The sequence below is a fragment of the Solwaraspora sp. WMMA2065 genome, assembly GCF_030345075.1.
Lineage (GTDB): Bacteria > Actinomycetota > Actinomycetes > Mycobacteriales > Micromonosporaceae > Micromonospora_E.
Genome location: NZ_CP128361.1, coordinates 875,702 through 893,396, shown reverse-complemented (window position 1 = coordinate 893,396; position 17,695 = coordinate 875,702). Strand labels below are relative to the sequence as shown.

Genomic DNA, 17,695 nt, shown 5'->3' with positions numbered 1-17,695 from the left:
CGCCAGATCCACGCCGACGCATATAGTTATCCTTCCGTCGCTTTCCGTCTCGTTGGAGGTCCGGATGCACCGACGTTGGGTGGCCGGCGCCGCCGCCGTCTGCGCCCTCGTGGCGCTGGCCTGCGAAGCCGGCGAGGACGGCGGCGGGCCGGACCCGACATCGCCGCCACCGCCGGGCACCGACCTACCGTCGTCGATGGCGGCGCTCGGCGACTCGATCACCGCCGGGTACGGCTCCTGCGTCGTGCTGACCAGTTGCCGGCGCAATTCGTGGTCCACTGGCGACGGTTTTCGGGTGGAGAGTCTCTACCAGCGGATCGCCGAGGTCAATCCAGCGATGAACGGGCAGGAGCACGATTTCTCGGTGCCAGGGGCGCGGGCCGCGGCACTGGCCGACCAGGCCGCGTCGGCGGTGGACGTCTCGGCCCAGTACGTGACGGTGCTGATCGGCGCGAACGACGCCTGCCGGGCGACGCCGCAGGACATGACCCCGGTCGCGGCGTTCCGTGACGACGTCGACCGGGCCCTGCGGGTGCTGGGCGATGGTGTGCCGCAGGCGGAGGTCCTGTTGTTGAGCATCCCCGACCTGTACCGGCTGTGGGAGATCGGGCACGGGGAGGAGCGGGTGGTGCGGGCCTGGGACCGTGGCGTATGTCCGTCGCTGCTGGCCAACGCGACAGCGACTGACGAGGCCGCGACACAGCGCCGGGCGGCGGTACGCGACCGGGTCGCGGCGTACAACCGGGAGCTGGCCGGGGTCTGCCGGGCGTACGGCGACCGGTGCCGGTTCGACGACGGAGCGGTGCACGACACCCGGTTCACCGTGGACCAGCTGAACCGGCTGGACTACTTCCACCCCGACACCGACGGACAGAACCTGCTGGCCGAAGTGGCGTACGCCGCCAGCGGCCTGGCCGGGTGACCAAGGGCCGCTGGCGGCGTACGCCGCCGAAGGGCGTGACCGGTGTTCCGGTCGGTCCGTGGGACGGGCGGAACGGGACAGGCGGTACTCAGCGGGCCGCGAGCACCGCGGTGACCACGGCGTCGGCAGCGGCCTCGTGCTGGGCGTAGTGCCCCGGGTACGCCGAGACCTGCACCGCCTGGGCGGCGACGGTCAACGGCAGCTGTTCCCAACCGGCCACCCGCTGCAGGGCCAGATAGAACTGGGTCGCCGAGTAGGTCGGGTTCATCAGGTCTGCCACCGCCCCCCAGCCAGTGCTGGTGCGCTGCTGGAACAGTCCGACCGAGTCGTGGTCCCAGCCGGTGCCCTGGTGCGGGTAGTTCTTGGACTCCGGCAGCACCTCGCTGGCCCGGTTGAGCAGGGTCGACTCCTGCATCGCGGTGGCCACCGCGATCACCATGGCCCGGCGCGGCAGTTGCAACGCCAGGCCGGCGTCGACGATGGCCGTGGCATTGTCCATCTGCACCTGGGACAGCCCGGCGACCGGGGCGACGGTGGTCGAGGTCGGTTCCGGGGCGGGCTCGGCGGTCTCGGTGGGCTCCGCAGCGGCGACGTCCGGGTCGGCCGGTGCTTCGGTGGTCTCAGCGGCCTGGGCTGCGGCGGCGGCCGCCGGTTCCCCTTCGCCGGGCTCGGGGCGCTGGGCCCGGGACGCGGCGTCGGCCGCGTCGGCCCGGCGCTGCAGGTCGGCCTCGGCAGCGGCCGGAGCCGGCCCGGTCGCCGCCGGCGAATCGGCGGTCGACTCGACCGCCGCGACTACGCCGAGGGCGCAGACGACGGCGGCGGCCAGCGCCGTCCGGGCATTGGCGCGGTGACGCAGGGTAGCTCCGAGCGATGGGAGGGTTGGTCGGGCGGAGTGTGGGTATGACAGGGCGGGCAGCCGGTTGCGAAGGCGCTCCCACCGGGCGACGGCCCGGGCCGCGCCGGTCGGCGTGGTGTCCGAGGGGACATCAGCCGAACGGTCATCGCGACTCAGGGTGGTGTCCTCGCTCCTTGTGGTGTCGTCATCAGGCATTCGACGAGGCTAGGCAGACCGCAGCTCGATCACCCAGGGTGATTTTGTGATGGACACCACAATTCTTCACCAGGTAATCGGGCGATCCCTCAGCGACATCGGCATGACACGTCGATCACGGCAAACCGCCAGTAAACGATATTTCGCCCATCATTGTTTACTACAGCCTTTATCACCTGTTAACTGACCACCTCCCGCCACCACCCCGCCACTCCCCCGTCCGACCGGCGGGCATCACCCGTCCCGCCGAATGCGGCATCCCCCGGACAGGCAGGAGCCGACCAGCGACTGCCGACTTGTCGTGTCCGCTACCGGACCGTGAGTAGTCCGCCGCGTCGGATCGACGCCCGGAAACCGGAATGCGCCGGCATGGGACTAGCGTTGCCGCAATTGGAGATGCCGTACCCGCCGTACCGTTCTGAGGAGGTTGCGCCCGGTGCTCGACCCACACGAGCTCTACGACGTCGTCGACGAGGTGCCCGAGCTCGGTCAGCCGGTGCTGATCCAGGCGATGACGGGTTTCGTCGACGCCGGCAACGCGACCCGACTCGCCCGTGAACACCTGCTCGCCTCCCTCGAGCACGAGGTCGTGGCCACCTTCGACATCGACCAGCTGCTCGACTACCGGTCCCGCCGGCCGGTGATGCTCTTCGTCGAGGACCACTGGGAGCACTACGAGGAGCCCCGGCTCGAAGTCCACCTGATGCGTGACGACGCCGGCACGCCGTTCCTGCTGCTCGGTGGCCCCGAGCCTGACCTGCAGTGGGAACGGTTCACCGCTGCGGCGATCGCGGTGCACCGCCAGTTCAACGTCGGCACCACGATCGGGCTGAACGCCATCCCGATGGCGGTGCCGCACACCCGGCCGACCGGGGTCACCGCGCACGCCAGCCGTCGCGAGCTGATCAGCGGCTACGAACCCTGGCTGCAGCGGGTCCAGGTGCCAGGCAGCGCTGGGCACCTGCTGGAGTACCGCCTCGGTCAGCAGGGCCACGACGCGGTGGGCTTCGCCGTGCACGTCCCGCACTACGTGGCCCAGGCCGAGTATCCGGCCGCCGCCGAGCTACTGCTCAACTCCGTCTCGCGGACCACGGGTCTGCTGCTGCCCACCGAGCAGCTGCACAGCGCTGCCGAGGCGGTCCGGGAGGACATCGACCGGCAGGTCGCCCAGACCGAAGAGGCCGGATCCCTGGTCAGTGCGCTGGAGGAGCAGTACGACAGCTTCACCCGGGGTCGGTCCGGCACCAACCTGCTCGCCGAGTCCAGCGGGCCGCTGCCGACCGCCGACGAGCTCGGCGCGGAGCTGGAGCGCTTCCTCGCCGAGCAGACCCGGCCCGGGGACCTGCCCGGCTGACCGGCCCGGGGGCGGCCCTCCCCCGGGTCACCCGGCCGGTACTGTGGCACGCTGGCCGGGTGCGGATCGCCACCTGGAACGTCAACTCGGTCAAGGCCCGGCTGAACCGGCTGCTCAGCTGGCTGGCCGACACCACCCCGGACGTGGTGTGTCTGCAGGAGACCAAGTGCGCGGCGGCCGCGTTCCCGACCGCCGAGGTCGGTGACCTCGGCTACGCGGTGGCAGCGCACGGCGACGGACGCTGGAACGGCGTCGCGGTGCTGTCCCGGGTCGGGCTCGACGACGTCCGGACCGGGTTCGACGCCGAGCCCGGCTTCCCGCTGCCGGAGGCCAGATCCGTCGCGGCGACCTGCGCCGGGGTCCGGGTCTGGTCGGTGTACGTGCCGAACGGGCGCAGCCCCGACTCGGCGCACTACACCTACAAGCTGGACTGGCTGGCCGGGCTGCGCCGCGCGCTCGCCGCAGAGGCCGCCACCGATCTGCTGATCTGCGGCGACTTCAACGTCGCGCCCACCGACGCCGACGTATGGGACCCGACGGTCTTCGCCGGCTCCACCCACGTCACCCCGGCCGAACGGGCCGCGCTGGCCGACCTGCTCGCCCTCGGCCTGGTCGACGTGGTGCCGCAGCCGATGAAGGGCCCGCACCCGTACACCTACTGGGACTACCGGGCCGGGATGTTCCCGAAGAACATGGGCATGCGGATCGACCTGGTCTACGCCAGCGGCACCGTCAACCGACGGGTCCGGGCGGCCTACGTGGACCGCGACGCCCGCAAGGGCCCGACCCCGTCCGACCATGCCCCGGTCGTCGTCGACCTGGACTGAGCCCGCGGTGCCGGGGCACTGACACCGGGGTCGCTGACACCGGCCGCCGGTGCCGGTCGCCGTGGCTGACGGGGCACGCCCGCCACGGCGAACCGGACGGCCGGGTCGGATCAGCGGGATTCGACCTGGCTGCGGTCGTCGGCCCACAGCACGTGGAAGCTGCCCTCGGCGTCGACCCGGCGATAGGTGTGCGCGCCGAAGAAGTCCCGCTGCCCCTGGATCAGGGCGGCCGGCAACCGGGGCGCGCGCAGCCCGTCGTAGTAGGCCAACGCGGAGGCGAACCCGGGAGCCGGCACCCCGACCTGCGCCGCCGTGGCAACCACCCGACGCCAGCCCAGCTGGGCACCGGTTAGGGCCTCGGCGAAGTACCCGTCGGTCAGCAGCGTCGGCAGCTGCGGCGCCGCGTCGTAGGCCGCCCGGATCTTGTCCAGGAACGCGGCCCGGATGATGCAGCCGCCGCGCCAGATCCGGGCCACCGCGCCAAGGTCGATGTCCCAGTCGTACTCGGCGCTGCCGGCCTGGATCTGGTGGAAACCCTGCGCGTACGCGACGATCTTCGACGCGTACAGCGCCTGCTCGACATCGGCGATCAGCTCGTCGGCCGACCCGGCCCAGCTCTCCACCGGGCCCGGCAGGTCGGCGGCGGCGGCCCGGATGTCGGCGTGGCCGGACAGCGACCGGGCGAAGACCGCCTCGGAGATGCCGCTCACCGGCACCCCGAGGTCGAGGGCGCCCTGCACGGTCCACCGGCCGGTGCCCTTTTGGCCGGCCTGGTCGAGCACGACGTCGACGAACGGCTTGCCGGTGACGGCGTCGGTGTGGCCGAGCACCTCGGCGGTGATCTCGATCAGGTACGAGGAGAGCCGACCGGAGTTCCAGCTGCGGAACACGTCGGCGATCTGCGCCGGGGTGAGCCCGCCGGCGCGGCGCAGCAGGTCGTACGCCTCACCGATCAGCTGCATGTCGGCGTACTCGATGCCGTTGTGGACCATCTTGACGAAGTGGCCGGCACCGTCCGGGCCGATCCGCACGCAGCACGGCGTACCGTCGACCTTGGCCGAGATGTCCTCCAGCAGCGGGCCGAGCGCGGCGTACGACTCGGCCGAACCACCGGGCATGATGCTCGGCCCGTGCAGGGCGCCCTCCTCGCCGCCGGAGACGCCGGTGCCGACGAAGTGCAGCCCGCGCTCGCGCAGCTCCGCCTCCCGCCGACGGGTGTCCAGAAAGTGGGCGTTGCCGCCGTCGATGATCATGTCGTCCGGCTCCAGCAGGGGCGCGAACTCGTTGATCACCGCGTCGGTGGCGGCACCCGCGTTGACCATGATCACCACGCGGCGGGGGCGTTCCAACGAGGCGACGAACTCGGCCGGGCTCTCCGCCGGCAGGAAGGTGCCCTCGTGGCCGAACTCGGCCATCATCTCCTTGGTCCGGCCGGCCGACCGGTTGTGGACCGCCACCACATGGCCGTGCCGCGCGAGGTTGCGGGCCAGGTTACGGCCCATCACCCCCAGACCGGTGACCCCGATCTGCGCCGTCTGGCTCATGAATCCTCCTCGGTGCTGCTGGGTGTGCTGACCATCTTTCCGCCTTCCGGATGGCGGGACACTCCGGGGCAGCCGGTGGCGACGGGGGCACGCTCCACCGGCCGCCCCGGAGGTCGGCCGGGGCGGCCTACAGCCGGCCAGCTCCCGCCCCGGCGGTCACCAGCGCCTCGATCTCCGAGGCTGGATCAAGCTGGTACGCGTACGGGATGTCAGCGACGTCGCCACCGGCCTCTCCGGTGCCCGAATCGAGTAGCAGGTTGTCCCGGGCGATCAAGGTGCCGGGGCCGGATGCTGCCTCGGCCAGGTGGAACGGGTCGTCGACGCCGACGAACACGTTGCCTTCGACCAGCACCCCCGCGTCCTCGGTGGACGCCACGCCGTAGCCGGACACGTCCTGGTAGAGGTTGTTGAACACGTGTACCGGATTGCCGAATCGCACACGAGGGTTGCGCTGCACAGTGCCCTCGAAAAAATTGTGGTGGTACGTCACCCGCAGTTTGCCGATGTCCTGCGCGCCGTTGTTGTCCGAGTGGCCCAGCAGCATCACCTTGTTGTGGCCGGTCACGCGGTTCCAGGACACCGTGATGAAGTCCGAGCCGCGCTTGATGTCGACCGCGCCGTCGAAGCCGACACCGAAGCTGTTGTGATCGACCCAGACATTGGTCGACTCGTCCTCTATGTTGATCGCGTCGTCGTTCCAGTCGTCGAAGGTCAGATTCTGAATGATGACGTTGGTCGACTCACTCAGGGTAAGGCCGCCGCCGGTGATGGTCGCATCGCCGCCGACCCCCACTATCGTCTTGTTCGACCCCACGGGCGTCATGTCGGGCAGCGCGAGCGCTCCAGTCACCTCAACCACCCGTGCCTGCCCGTCGGTCACCGCCTCGGTGAACGCCGCCACGCTGTCCACCTGAACGGTCTCGCCGCCGGCGCCACCGGTGGTACCACCGTTCTGTGTCGCCCATCCGACGAGCTCGGCCGCGAAAGTGCTAGCCGGTTCACCGGCTGCCGGTGACGTCGTTTCCGCTCCGGCCATTGCGGTCACCGCCAGCATGATCCCAGCGGTAGCGGCAGCGCCAGCGACCAGGACGGGTTTACGAGCGACTCGGGACGGTCTGGGCTTGGCTGTTGAGGTCATGTCTGCGAACACGTACCCCGACCACCGCTCAGTTCATCACTGTTCGTAGTGGCACCTCAGGCCTTCCTCGTCGACACCAGAGAGGCGGACACCACGATGTTGTCCGCGTACCCGATGCCGTCGCCCAGCCACTCGCCACCGCAGGTGATCATCCGTAGGCCGGGTCGGGCGTAGTCGCCGTACACCTGCTCGACCGGCAACTCGTCCTTGCCGAAGTGCTCGACCGAGTTGACCTCGAAGACGGCCACCACCCGGTCCCGCCGGGTCACTTCGACGGTCGCCCCCGGCTCGATGTCGGCCAGATCATGGAAGACCGACGGCCCGTCCCGGGTGTCGGCATGCCCGACGATGATCGCCGGCCCGAACTGACCGGGCGTCGGTCCCCCGTCGTACCAGCCGGCCTGGTTGTGCCGGTGCAGCGCCGGTACGGCGATCGACCCGTCGTCGGCGAGCCCGACCGAGTGCACCGGGGCGCGGATGTCGAGCGACGGGACGGCGATCCGGATCGGCCGGCTCGGCTCCAGCACCGGGAACTCCCGGGGCGGCGGATTGTTGCCACCGGCCAGGATGTCCCGCCAGTCGCCGTCGCCGCCGGACCCGATCGCGAAGAGCCCGACCAGCACCAGCACGATCGCAGCCGGCCCGGTCCAGCCCCGGCCACCGCCCTTCGCCACGGCCCGTCCCCTCCCCTGCCGCGCCTGGTCAGGCCGACCGGCGCCGACGCAGGGTCAGTACGCCGAGCACCGCACCGGCGGCCAGAGCGATCACGCCGACCCCGGTCAGCAGGCCGCCGGCACCGTCGTCACCGGCCGTGCCACCGAAGCCGGTGGCCGGGCCACGACTGGGCCGGGTCGGGTCCAGCACGTACAGCGTGGTGGCTGCCGACCGGTCGTCCGGGCAGGTCAACCGCACCCGGTAGCTGCCCGCCTCCGTCTCGGCCGGCACGGTCACCGCCGCGGTGAGCTCCTCGAACTGCGGCCGCACCTCGACCGTGCCGAACGCGTCGGACTCGACGGTGGCCGGCGCGGTGTTGTCGGTACAACTGGCCCGGATGCCCACCAGGTAACCGGACTCCACCGTGCTCGGATTGAGATCGACGAACACGTCGGCGGCCCGGGCCGGGGCCGCGCCGAGCAGCCCGGCGACGACCGCGAGGGTCACGCCGAGCCCTGCGGTGGCCAGTGAACGGCGTACGGGCATCGGTCACCATCCTCTCCGCGACGCTGCCGGGATCCTCTCACCACGCAGCCCTGGATGACACCCCGGACACGCTCGGTGTCGGATATAGGCTGTCGCCACGTGAGCATCCGCACCTACCACCCGCGCCGGGGACGGCTCAGCGGCCGACACCACGACGCGCTCGACCGGCTGTCCGCCGCATACCGGACCGTCGTTGACGACCTGCCGGCGCCGCTGGACCCGGCGGCGTTGTTCGGCCGGACGGCACCGGTGGTGCTCGACATCGGCTTCGGCATGGGCGACGCCACCGCGACGATGGCGGCGGCCGACCGCGACCGCGACTACCTGGCCGTCGAGGTGCACACCCCGGGCATCGCGAACCTGCTGGCGCTGATCGAACAGCACGCGCTGACCAACGTCCGGGTCGCCACCGGCGACGCCCTCGACCTGGCCCGCCGCTGCCTGCCCGAACGCAGCCTGGACGCGGTGTACGCGTTCTTCCCCGACCCGTGGCCGAAGGCGCGCCACCACAAGCGGCGACTGGTCCGACCCGAGCACGTGGCGCTGCTGCGCTCCCGGCTGCGGCCCGGCGGGCGGCTGCACTGCGCCACCGACTGGGCGCCGTACGCCCAGGCGATGCTGGCCACCCTGACCGCCGACCCGCAGCTGCGCAACCTGCACGACGGGTATGCGCCCCGGCCGGCGTACCGGCCGGAGACGAAGTTCGAACGGCGCGGGGTCCGCGCCGGCCGACCGGCGCTGGACCTGGTCTTCGAACGCGTCGGGGGTACGCCCGACGGCTGACGACGGTCACCCACGTTGGCGGCCGGCGGCGGCGACAGGCAGGATGGACAGACATGACACAGACCGCCCCGACCCTGACCGACCTGCTGCCGCGCGGCGCGGACCCGGACGCCGTCTACGAGGCGTTCGCCGGCTGGGCGGCCGGCCGTGGCCTGGAGCTGTACCCGCACCAGGACGAGGCGCTCATCGAGATCGTCTCCGGGGCGAACGTCATCCTGAACACCCCGACCGGCTCCGGCAAGAGCCTGGTCGCCACCGGCGCGCACTTCGCGGCCCTGGCCGATGACCGGGTCACCTTCTACACCGCGCCGATCAAGGCGCTGGTGTCGGAGAAGTTCTTCGCGCTCTGCGAGATCTTCGGCGCGTCCGAGGTGGGGATGCTCACCGGCGACGCCAGCGTCAACGCCGACGCGCCGATCATCTGCTGTACCGCCGAGATCCTGGCCAACCTGGCGTTGCGCGACGGGTCCGCGGCCGACGTCGGCCAGGTGGTGATGGACGAGTTCCACTTCTACGCCGAGCCGGACCGGGGCTGGGCGTGGCAGGTGCCGCTGATCGAGCTGCCGCAGGCCCAGTTCGTGCTGATGTCGGCGACGCTCGGCGACGTGACCCGGTTCGTCGACGACCTGAGCCGGCGGACCGGGCGGGCCACCGCCGTGGTCTCCTCGGCGCAGCGGCCGGTGCCGCTGATGTTCACCTACGCGACGACACCGCTGCACGAGACCCTGGAAGAGCTGCTCAGCACCCACCAGGCCCCGGTGTACGTGGTCCACTTCACCCAGGCGGCGGCACTGGAACGGGCCCAGGCGCTGATGAGCATCAACGTGTGCACCCGGGCGGAGAAGGACGCGATCGCTGCGGCGATCGGCAACTTCCGGTTCTCCTCCGGCTTCGGACGCACCCTGTCCCGGCTGGTCCGCCACGGCATCGGGGTGCATCACGCCGGCATGCTGCCCAAGTACCGCCGGCTGGTGGAGACCCTCGCCCAGGCCGGGCTGCTCAAGGTCATCTGCGGCACCGACACCCTCGGCGTCGGGATCAACGTGCCGATCCGCACGGTGCTGTTCACCGGCCTGTCCAAGTACGACGGGGTACGCACCAGGCTGCTCAAGGCCCGCGAGTTCCACCAGATCGCCGGGCGGGCCGGCCGGGCCGGATTCGACACCCTGGGCACCGTCGTCGTGCAGGCCCCGGAGCACGTCATCGAGAACGAGAAGGCCCTCGCCAAGGCCGGTGACGACCCGAAGAAACGGCGCAAGGTGGTCCGCAAGAAGCCGCCGGAGGGGTCGATCGGCTGGGGCAAGCCGACCTTCGAACGGCTGGTCGAGGCCGAGCCGGAGCCGTTGACCTCCAGCTTCCGGGTCAGCCACGCGATGCTGCTCAACGTGATCAGCCGGCCCGGCGACGCGTTCACCGCGATGCGCCACCTGCTGACCGACAACCACGAGGACCGGGCGGCGCAGCGCCGGCACATCCGCCGGGCGATCGCCATCTACCGGGCGCTGCGCGCCGGCGGGGTGGTCGAGCAGCTACCCGGGCCGGACGCCGAGGGCCGCCGGGTCCGACTCACCGTGGACCTGCAACTCGACTTCGCGCTCAACCAGCCGCTGTCGCCGTTCGCGCTGGCCGCGATCGAACTGCTCGACGTGGAGTCGCCGACGTACCCGCTCGACGTGCTGTCGATCATCGAGGCGACGTTGGACGACCCCCGGCAGATCCTTTCCGCGCAGCAGCACAAGGCCCGCGGCGAGGCGGTCGCGCAGATGAAGGCCGACGGCATCGAGTACGAGGCCCGCCTGGAACTGCTCGACGAGGTCACCCACCCGAAGCCGCTGGCCGAGCTGCTGGAGATGGCGTACGAGACGTACCGGCAGGGGCATCCGTGGGTGGCCGACTACGAGCTGGCGCCCAAGTCGGTGGTCCGCGACCTGTACGAGCGGGCGATGACCTTCGTCGAGTACGTCAACTTCTACGGGCTGTCCCGGTCGGAGGGTCTGGTGCTGCGGTACCTGGCCGACGCGTACCGGGCGCTGCGCCAGACGGTGCCCGACGACGCCAAGACCGAGGAGCTGATCGACCTCATCGAGTGGCTGGGTGAGCTGGTCCGCCAGGTCGACTCCAGCCTGATCGACGAGTGGGAGCGGTTGCGCAATCCGACCGATGACCCCGAGGCCGCCGTGGTTGCCGACGACCGGCCACCGGCGGTCACCGGCAACCCGCGGGCGTTCCGGGTGCTGGTCCGCAACGCGCTGTTCCGCCGGGTGGAGCTGGCCGCGTTGCGCCGCTACGACGAGCTCGGCGAGCTGGACGCCGACTCCGGCTGGGACGCCGACGCCTGGGCCGACGCGCTGGAGCCGTACTTCGACGAGTACGACGAGATCGGCACCGGACCGGACGCCCGTGGACCGGCGCTGCTGCTGATCACGCAGGAGCGGGAGCGGTGGCTGGTCCGGCAGATCTTCGCCGACCCGGCCGAGGACCACGACTGGGGGATCAGCGCCGAGGTGGACCTCGCCGCCTCGGACGAGGCGGGCAGCGCGGTGCTGCACGTCACCGCCGTCGGTCAGCTCTGACCGTCCGCCGTCGGTCAGCTCTGACGGTCGGCGTCGCTATCCCGCGCCGCCTCCGGCAGGTGGCTGTCCGGCCACAGTCCCGCGTACTCCAGCACCGACCTGACCCGCCGGGCCCGAACCGGATCCCAACGGTCCAGGACCGCGATCGCCTTGGCGAACGGTTCGCACATCGCGACGCCGCCGCACACCCGGCACTCGCCGACGCGGCTCGGCAGGTGGGTGGTGACGATGTCGCGGGCCCGGAGCACGACCGACTCGGTCGTGCTGCGGCGCACCGACGGCGAGCGGTTCGGGTTCGGCCCGGTCAGTCGGCCGCGCGGCGGCGTACCGATCGAGGTGTACCGGGCCAGGCGCGGCGTTCCGCCGATGCCGTCGTTTCGCATTTCCGTTCCTCCTGGGTGGAATTGTCGCCCTGATCGGACCTGATCTGCTTCCACCCTGGACTGTTTGGACCGACGAGCGGAAGATGATCGGCGACCGAGCGTAGCTATTCGATGACTGACACAAGATCAGATGGGTCAGTCGCGGCAAATTGAGGGATGTGAAGGTATTGTGAGCGGGAGCGAGTATCTGGTAGGTGAGCTGCGGCGCGTCCGCGAAATGCTCGGCCTCACCCAGGAAGCGTGGGGCGAGCGCATCCACTTTTCGACGTCACACGTCGGCTCGATAGAACGCGGCGAACGGCCCGCACTGCCCGACTATCTGGGCGCGGTGGACCGGGCATTCGGCACCGCGTTCGTGAAGTTCTATCGCGAATTCGTCGTCGGTGAACGCGCCCCGGTCTGGTACCGGCCGTTCATCGAGCAGGAGGGCAAGGCAACGCTCATCCGGGTCTTCCAACCCCTCGCGCTGCCCGGACTGCTGCAGACCGAGGCGTACGCCCGTGCGGTGCTGCTCGCATACGGCGAGCGCGGCGAGGCGATGGACGTCGCGTTGGCCACCCGGCTCGGCCGTAAGGAGATCCTCTACCGGCAGCCCGACTCCTGCCAGCTCGTCGCGGTCATCGACGAGAGCGTCCTGCACCGGCGGGTCGGCGACCCGTGCGTGATGCACGAACAGTTGACAGCGGTGGTGGCCGCCTGCGAGCAGCCGAACATCCGGGTCCAGGTGGTGCCGGCCGACGCCGGGGCGTACCCCGGGCTGGACGGACCGTTCGTCATCGCCACCGTCGACGGCAGATCCGTCGGCTACCTGGAGGGGTACCTGCAGGGGCGAGTGGTGGAAAATCCGGACGACGCGTCCAGCCTTGAACGTACCTGGGAGAGCATCCGCGACTACGCTCTATCTGGCCCGCAGAGCCTAGAACTGATCATGAGGACGGCTGAGAGATGGATGTAAGCACCGCGCCCCGGTGGCACAAGAGCACGCACAGCGACAGCACAAGCTGCGTGGAGGTCGCCGAGAACCTGCCTGGGCGGGTGCTGGTCCGGGACACCAAGGACCGCGACGGCGGCACCCTGACCTTCGCGCCGGCCGCCTGGTCGGCCTTCCTCGACCTGGCGACGGCCGACCGGTCGGACGCACGTTAGCCGTGGCGTGCCGCGCCGCGCCGCGACCAGAGCTGAGTGATCACTTGCGCAGAATCCGGCCGACACGCCGGTAGCTGACCTGCAGCACGTCAAGTGATCATGACGGTGACCTCACTGGGCACGCCCGGCGATCGGGACGTACACCTCGGCGGCAAGGATGACGTCGGCCGGGCCCAGTGAGGTCACCAGCAACTCCCGATCGTCCGGCGCTGCCACTGAATCCGCGACGATGAACACCCCGTTGTGGACCCCGACGCGGACGGCCACGCCTCCCCACGACCGCACCAGGACCGCATGCGCGTCCGGCAGGGGAACCGTCCCCACGTACGCCTCGAACACCTCGGCGACGGTGAACTGATCACCCCCGCCCCCGGCGCCGATGAATGCCTCGTGCTCGCCGTCGATCAGGCTCTCCACGTACCAGCTGCCCGGTTTCACCCAGAGCCGCAACGCGCGGTCGTCACCGAGGTCGACGGTGTCCACGACGACGTGACCGGCGGGTGGCCGCCACGACTCAGCCGGCCCCGGCTCGTCGCGCGGCACCAGGCTGACGACCACAGCCAGTGCCAGCGCGGCACCGGCGAGACCGGCGACGGTACGGATGTTGCCCCGGGTCGCCGAGCTGTCCATCTGTCGATACTGTCATCCGGCACTGTCTGGTGAAGACTCGTCAGGACCGGCCCTCGGCACCGGCCGTCTCGGCCAGGAACGGGAGCATGAGCGCGACCACCTGGTCGGGGAACTGGGTGTGCGGGTAGTGCCCGGCTCCGTCGATCATCGCCACCGTACCCAGGCCGGCGGGCAGCGCCGCGACGATCGCCTCGCCCTCGGCACGCGGGTCGGCCCAGTCCGGGTCGAGCGTCCCTTCGATGATCAGTACCCGGCAGCGGACGTTGCCGAGCTGCGCACCGGCATCGGCCGGGCTGGACTGGCCCATCTTCTGCAGCACCTTCATCCGGCCGGGCTCGCGCAGGCGGGCCTCGGTCCGGGCCAGCTGCTCGGACCAGTCGGCGGGCCGCTGCCCAGGGAAGGCGACGTCGAGGTAGCCGAGCCACTGTTTGACGCTGCCGAACATGCCGGCGCCCATCAGCCGGCTCATGCCCTGCCGGTACCGCTTGACCCGCAGGTCACCGAGGCTGATCGACTGTCTACGGGTGAACGGCGCGAGCTCGACCACGGCGGTGACCAGCTCGGCGGCGGTGGCAGCGGCGATGGTGGCTGCCCCGCCGGAGATCGAGTGCCCGACCAGCACGGCCGGACCGCCCAGGTGCCGAATCAGCGCGACCAGGTCACCGGCGATGTCGGTACGGGAGTACGCCGGCCAGCCGATGCTGGACTCGCCGGTGCCCCGCAGGTCGGTGGCGGCGACCCGGTAGCCGGCCGCGACCAGCTGCGGGGCGACGAAACGGTACGCCGCACGGCTCTCGCCCATGCCGGGCGCGAGGACCACGAGCGGGCCGTCGCCGGTCCCGGTGACCTCGTAGGCGATGCGCCCGCCGTCGAGGGACAGGTACGCGGTCATCGCAACCTCCAGGCTGACAGCTAAGTTAGATAGCCAATAGGCTAACACCATTAGCCCACCTCGTCAACCAGGCCGCGTCGGCGTCATCAACCGCCAGTCGTCGCCGTTTTGCCCGGATTCACGTGGCGGAGCGGTAGTCACCGAACCAGGCTTCACCAGTTGACATCGACAGCTCCGCCGCCGCACGTCCGGGCCAAGTTGGCAGACTCGGCGGTCTTGGGTGCGTGCGTTACTTCACTTCGTCGCGGGCCGGCCACAGATCAGCGCGGCGAGCTCACGGAGCCGTTCGCAGTAGGCAACTTCGTCCTGGTCGGCCAGGATCGGCACGACGCGGTTGAGCTCGTCCAGGCAGGATGCGATCACCTCGCGCCGCCTGCCGTCGAGTCGCCCGTGATTGTCGAGCCACGACTTGACGCATCCGGCAGTGTCAGCGTCAAGCATGATCATCTCCGCACCAGCAACCTCGGCACGCCTGAGCCGGGCCGGAAATGGGGCCTGCAGGTGCTCTTCCCAGAGTCGGGCGACTACGTGGTGGCGTTCGTCTGTCATAAGACCGTCGTGATCCCTCCGAAGGGCCAGCGCCGCCGGCAGCATCGACACGCCCAGCATCCTGGACGCGACCACTCCATCGACACGGCCGACACGCCAACCAAACGTGGACGCCGACAAAGTTCGCGCGGGCAGGACAGTCGGCGCAGCGTGATCAAACACTGGGCGCAGCGTCACATCTCGATTAGAATGGGTGTACTAATCCGGCTCCTGACCTGGGAAGGAACGCCGTGATCGCACCCCCTCCTGCCACCGCTTCGACCCCCACCGCAGCACCGACCAACCCCGCCCCGGTCCCGTACGCGACTCTGCTCGGTTTCACCCGCTATGTCGGGCAGTCCGGGCCGGCGAAGGCAACCTTCGTCGGCGGGCTGCGCCGGCAGCGGGTCAGCCGCTCCGGGTTCAACCCGCACGGGCAGCTGGTCAAGGCGCTCAAGGCCGACATCCGGTTCCGCACCGGCGGCAGCCACCTGGCGGCCGTGGTCGGGCAGGTCGCCCAGCGCTGGCAGCCGCTGTACGCGACCCTCACCCCAGGCGCGCAGCGCTACCTGGAGTCGCTGGGGGATCTGACCCAGGTGGAGCTGGCGCAGACCCACGACGCGCTCGGCATGGTCGGCAACCTCCCCGTCAAGATCAACCCACACTTCGGCCTGCGGTACGCCGACGGGCACGCCGAAGCGGTCCGGATCCACTTCGACGACCAGCCACCCAGCCCCGACGCGTACACCGCGACCCTGCACCTGATGGCCCGGCACATGGACCAGGTGCTGCCGCACGCCGAGCCGGTCCTGGTCGACCTGCGGCGCGGCACCACCTTCCGCCGCCCGGACGTCACCTCCCGCCCCGACCAGGTGGAGCGCTGGCTGGCCGGTGAGGCCGCCGCGTTCACCGCCATCTGGTCCACCGCCGGCTGAGCCGTCCGGCGCATCGCCTCTTGATGCGAGCACAGGGTGCGCCGGGGGTACGCCGCCACGTGCGGCGTATCCTCGGCCACCGGTGAACCTGTGGACCGAACTTCGCGCCGGTGCCGTCCTGTTCGAGGACGACACCGCCCTGGTGCTGAACAAGCCTCCCGGTGTGTCGGTGATGGGCGAACGGCACGGCACCGACCTGGCCCGCCTCGCCGAAGAGGCCGGTGAGCCGGTCTTCCCGGTGCACCGCATCGACAAGAACACCTCCGGGGCGATCCTGTTCGCCAAAGAGCTACGCCACCACGGCGACCTGACCCGGCAGTTCAACCGCCGTACCGTCGAGAAGGTCTATCTGGCCGTGGTGTCGGCCGCCGCCGGCACCACGCCGCTGCCCGACGTCGGCGTCGTCGACCTGCCGCTGAGTGTCGGCCGCAAGAACCGGGTACGGGTCGCCGGCAACCGAGCCGACATCGGCTTCGACGCCGCCACCGCGCGCTGGTCACTCGCCGCCGGGGCCGAGTTCGACCACGTCAAGAGCTATCCGTCACAGAGCCGGATCACCGCCGTCACCGCCGGGTCCGACGGGGGCACCACCGGATCCGGTACGGCGGCAGCCGACGCCACGCACCGGCTGCTCGCCGTCGCGCCGCTGACCGGCCGCCGGCATCAGATCCGGGTGCACCTGGCCTGGATCGGCCACCCGATCGTCGGTGACCCGCTGTTCGACCGGGCAGCCGCCGCCAACGGGGTACGCACGTATCTGCACGCCTGGCGACTCGGCTTCGACACCGCGGCCGGCAAGCGGGCCGACGTGACAGCGCCGCCGGACCCCGACTTCTGGCAGCCGGTGTCCGGCGGCGCACCCGCCCGGACCGAGCTGGACCGGGCGTACCAGCGGTTGCGCGGGTCCGGCTGACCTGGCAGACATCCGCGCCCCCCTGGCCCGGCAGCGCGTCCGGCGGCTGCGGCGAAACCGTCCGGTAGGGCGCTGCCTCCGGTGGCGGGTCAGCTGGTCCAACCGCCGTCCGAGGTGATGACGGCGCCGTTGACGTTGACCGCCTCGTCGCTGCCGAGCCAGGCGACCAGGGTCGCGATCTCGTCCGGTGCGGCGGTCCGGGTCACGTGACCGGCGAAGGACTTCGACAGTCGCTCGTACGCCCATTCGACCTTCGGTTGGGCGCTGCGGCCGATGTTCGTCTCCACCCCGCCGGGGCAGACAGCGTTGGTCCGGATGCCGTCCGCGCCGTACAGGAACGCCGTCGAACGGGTCAGGCCGATCAGGCCGTGCTTCGACGCCACGTACGCGGACCCGGCGACCGAACCGGTCAGCCCACCGATCGAGGCGATGTTGACGATCGCTCCCTTGCCGGCCACCTTCATCAGCGGAAGCACGGCCCGGGTCAGCCGCATCGGGCCGGTCAGGTTGACCGCGAGCACCCGGTCCCAGGTGGCGTCGTCGAGCTCGGTCACCGGCAGGAAGAAGTCCATCACGCCGGCGACGTTGGCCAGCAGGTCGATCCGGTCGCCGGGCAGCCGGGTGACCAGTTCGTCGATGTCGGCCTGCACGGTCACATCGGCGGTGACCAGGTCAGCGGCGTGTCCGGCGGCGGCAAGCAGCTTGCCGGTGCCGTCCAGCCCGTCGGTGTCGACGTCGCAGCCGACCACCGTCGCTCCCTCTGCGGCCAGCCGCAGCGCCACGGCCCGGCCGATGCCGGATCCGGCGCCGGTGACCAGCGCGACCTTGCCCGTGTACCGCTGCTCGGACATGGGTTCCACCTCCTGTGGCGGCGCG

General features: G+C 70.8%; 19 protein-coding genes. 9 read left to right on the top strand and 10 right to left on the bottom strand.

The features are described 5' to 3' along the window. Positions 1–64: 64 nt before the first annotated feature. Positions 65–922, top strand: a complete 858-nt coding sequence (locus O7610_RS04070; RefSeq protein WP_289212682.1) for a GDSL-type esterase/lipase family protein — start codon at positions 65–67, stop codon at positions 920–922. 88 nt (positions 923–1,010) lie between these two features. Here the strand turns inward: O7610_RS04070 and O7610_RS04065 are convergent, their stop codons facing one another. Continuing rightward, complete coding sequence (locus tag O7610_RS04065) at positions 1,011–1,973, bottom strand: hypothetical protein (RefSeq protein ID WP_289212681.1); 963 nt, start codon at positions 1,971–1,973, stop codon at positions 1,011–1,013. Between the two features lie 436 nt (positions 1,974–2,409). Here O7610_RS04065 and O7610_RS04060 point away from each other — a divergent pair, with 436 nt between their 5' ends. Both O7610_RS04060 and O7610_RS04055 read left to right on the top strand, forming a co-directional pair. Then, a complete protein-coding gene (locus O7610_RS04060) occupies positions 2,410–3,327 on the top strand; it encodes a proteasome assembly chaperone family protein (protein ID WP_281554413.1) in 918 nt (305 codons plus the stop codon). Positions 3,328–3,386: 59 nt separating this feature from the next. Then, positions 3,387–4,154: an exodeoxyribonuclease III gene (locus O7610_RS04055; RefSeq protein ID WP_289212680.1), complete on the top strand. Its 768-nt coding sequence runs from the start codon at positions 3,387–3,389 to the stop codon at positions 4,152–4,154. 110 nt (positions 4,155–4,264) lie between these two features. On the opposite strand, the gene gnd is transcribed toward O7610_RS04055, so the two are convergent. The 4 genes from gnd to O7610_RS04035 form a co-directional block, all read right to left on the bottom strand. Beyond that, the gene (gnd, locus tag O7610_RS04050) at positions 4,265–5,698 is read right to left on the bottom strand and encodes an NADP-dependent phosphogluconate dehydrogenase (protein WP_281554411.1); all 1,434 of its coding nucleotides are present in this window, start codon (positions 5,696–5,698) and stop codon (positions 4,265–4,267) included. 127 nt (positions 5,699–5,825) lie between these two features. Next, on the bottom strand, positions 5,826–6,752 hold the full coding sequence (locus tag O7610_RS04045; protein ID WP_281554410.1) for a pectate lyase family protein: 927 nt from the start codon (positions 6,750–6,752) through the stop codon (positions 5,826–5,828). Between the two features lie 140 nt (positions 6,753–6,892). Next, positions 6,893–7,510 (bottom strand): class F sortase, encoded by a 618-nt coding sequence (locus O7610_RS04040; RefSeq protein WP_281567368.1) that lies wholly within the window; start codon positions 7,508–7,510, stop codon positions 6,893–6,895. A 28-nt stretch (positions 7,511–7,538) separates the two neighbouring features. Then, positions 7,539–8,036: a hypothetical protein gene (locus O7610_RS04035; RefSeq protein ID WP_281554408.1), complete on the bottom strand. Its 498-nt coding sequence runs from the start codon at positions 8,034–8,036 to the stop codon at positions 7,539–7,541. A 99-nt stretch (positions 8,037–8,135) separates the two neighbouring features. Here O7610_RS04035 and trmB point away from each other — a divergent pair, with 99 nt between their 5' ends. Together trmB and O7610_RS04025 are read left to right on the top strand one after the other, a co-directional pair. After that, positions 8,136–8,819: a tRNA (guanosine(46)-N7)-methyltransferase TrmB gene (gene trmB, locus O7610_RS04030; RefSeq protein ID WP_475054453.1), complete on the top strand. Its 684-nt coding sequence runs from the start codon at positions 8,136–8,138 to the stop codon at positions 8,817–8,819. 53 nt (positions 8,820–8,872) lie between these two features. Then, positions 8,873–11,392, top strand: a complete 2,520-nt coding sequence (locus tag O7610_RS04025; protein WP_281567370.1) for a DEAD/DEAH box helicase — start codon at positions 8,873–8,875, stop codon at positions 11,390–11,392. Positions 11,393–11,406: 14 nt separating this feature from the next. Here O7610_RS04025 and O7610_RS04020 read toward each other — a convergent pair whose 3' ends face one another. Then, complete coding sequence (locus O7610_RS04020) at positions 11,407–11,775, bottom strand: hypothetical protein (RefSeq protein ID WP_281554405.1); 369 nt, start codon at positions 11,773–11,775, stop codon at positions 11,407–11,409. Positions 11,776–11,944: 169 nt separating this feature from the next. On the opposite strand from O7610_RS04020, the gene O7610_RS04015 reads away from it, so the two are divergent. Next, on the top strand, positions 11,945–12,730 hold the full coding sequence (locus O7610_RS04015) for a helix-turn-helix domain-containing protein (RefSeq protein ID WP_281554404.1): 786 nt from the start codon (positions 11,945–11,947) through the stop codon (positions 12,728–12,730). Beyond that, the gene (locus O7610_RS04010) at positions 12,721–12,921 is read left to right on the top strand and encodes a DUF397 domain-containing protein (protein WP_281554403.1); all 201 of its coding nucleotides are present in this window, start codon (positions 12,721–12,723) and stop codon (positions 12,919–12,921) included. The genes O7610_RS04015 and O7610_RS04010 overlap by 10 nt, the downstream gene beginning before the upstream one ends. A gap of 111 nt (positions 12,922–13,032) precedes the next feature. Here O7610_RS04010 and O7610_RS04005 read toward each other — a convergent pair whose 3' ends face one another. From O7610_RS04005 to O7610_RS03995, 3 genes are all read right to left on the bottom strand, one after another. Continuing rightward, positions 13,033–13,551, bottom strand: a complete 519-nt coding sequence (locus O7610_RS04005) for a hypothetical protein (RefSeq protein WP_289212679.1) — start codon at positions 13,549–13,551, stop codon at positions 13,033–13,035. A 40-nt stretch (positions 13,552–13,591) separates the two neighbouring features. Continuing rightward, the gene (locus tag O7610_RS04000) at positions 13,592–14,443 is read right to left on the bottom strand and encodes an alpha/beta fold hydrolase (protein WP_289212678.1); all 852 of its coding nucleotides are present in this window, start codon (positions 14,441–14,443) and stop codon (positions 13,592–13,594) included. 234 nt (positions 14,444–14,677) lie between these two features. After that, the gene (locus tag O7610_RS03995) at positions 14,678–15,043 is read right to left on the bottom strand and encodes a hypothetical protein (protein ID WP_289212677.1); all 366 of its coding nucleotides are present in this window, start codon (positions 15,041–15,043) and stop codon (positions 14,678–14,680) included. Between the two features lie 182 nt (positions 15,044–15,225). Here O7610_RS03995 and O7610_RS03990 point away from each other — a divergent pair, with 182 nt between their 5' ends. Both O7610_RS03990 and O7610_RS03985 read left to right on the top strand, forming a co-directional pair. Beyond that, positions 15,226–15,906 (top strand): hypothetical protein, encoded by a 681-nt coding sequence (locus tag O7610_RS03990; RefSeq protein WP_502959102.1) that lies wholly within the window; start codon positions 15,226–15,228, stop codon positions 15,904–15,906. Positions 15,907–15,988: 82 nt separating this feature from the next. Then, a complete protein-coding gene (locus tag O7610_RS03985) occupies positions 15,989–16,819 on the top strand; it encodes an RluA family pseudouridine synthase (RefSeq protein WP_289212676.1) in 831 nt (276 codons plus the stop codon). Positions 16,820–16,908: 89 nt separating this feature from the next. On the opposite strand, the gene O7610_RS03980 is transcribed toward O7610_RS03985, so the two are convergent. Continuing rightward, positions 16,909–17,670, bottom strand: a complete 762-nt coding sequence (locus O7610_RS03980; protein WP_289212675.1) for an SDR family NAD(P)-dependent oxidoreductase — start codon at positions 17,668–17,670, stop codon at positions 16,909–16,911. Positions 17,671–17,695 lie beyond the last annotated feature (25 nt).

Coding starts and splice junctions, on each gene's coding strand:
- O7610_RS04000 (WP_289212678.1), bottom strand. CDS start 14,443: ATGACCGCGTACCTGTCCCTCGACGGCGGGCGCATCGCCTACGAGGTC.
- O7610_RS04020 (WP_281554405.1), bottom strand. CDS start 11,775: ATGCGAAACGACGGCATCGGCGGAACGCCGCGCCTGGCCCGGTACACC.
- O7610_RS03980 (WP_289212675.1), bottom strand. CDS start 17,670: ATGTCCGAGCAGCGGTACACGGGCAAGGTCGCGCTGGTCACCGGCGCC.
- O7610_RS04025 (WP_281567370.1), top strand. CDS start 8,873: ATGACACAGACCGCCCCGACCCTGACCGACCTGCTGCCGCGCGGCGCG.
- gnd (WP_281554411.1), bottom strand. CDS start 5,698: ATGAGCCAGACGGCGCAGATCGGGGTCACCGGTCTGGGGGTGATGGGC.
- O7610_RS04070 (WP_289212682.1), top strand. CDS start 65: ATGCACCGACGTTGGGTGGCCGGCGCCGCCGCCGTCTGCGCCCTCGTG.
- O7610_RS04005 (WP_289212679.1), bottom strand. CDS start 13,551: ATGGACAGCTCGGCGACCCGGGGCAACATCCGTACCGTCGCCGGTCTC.
- O7610_RS04010 (WP_281554403.1), top strand. CDS start 12,721: ATGGATGTAAGCACCGCGCCCCGGTGGCACAAGAGCACGCACAGCGAC.
- O7610_RS04065 (WP_289212681.1), bottom strand. CDS start 1,973: ATGCCTGATGACGACACCACAAGGAGCGAGGACACCACCCTGAGTCGC.
- O7610_RS04045 (WP_281554410.1), bottom strand. CDS start 6,752: ATGCTGGCGGTGACCGCAATGGCCGGAGCGGAAACGACGTCACCGGCA.
- O7610_RS04035 (WP_281554408.1), bottom strand. CDS start 8,036: ATGCCCGTACGCCGTTCACTGGCCACCGCAGGGCTCGGCGTGACCCTC.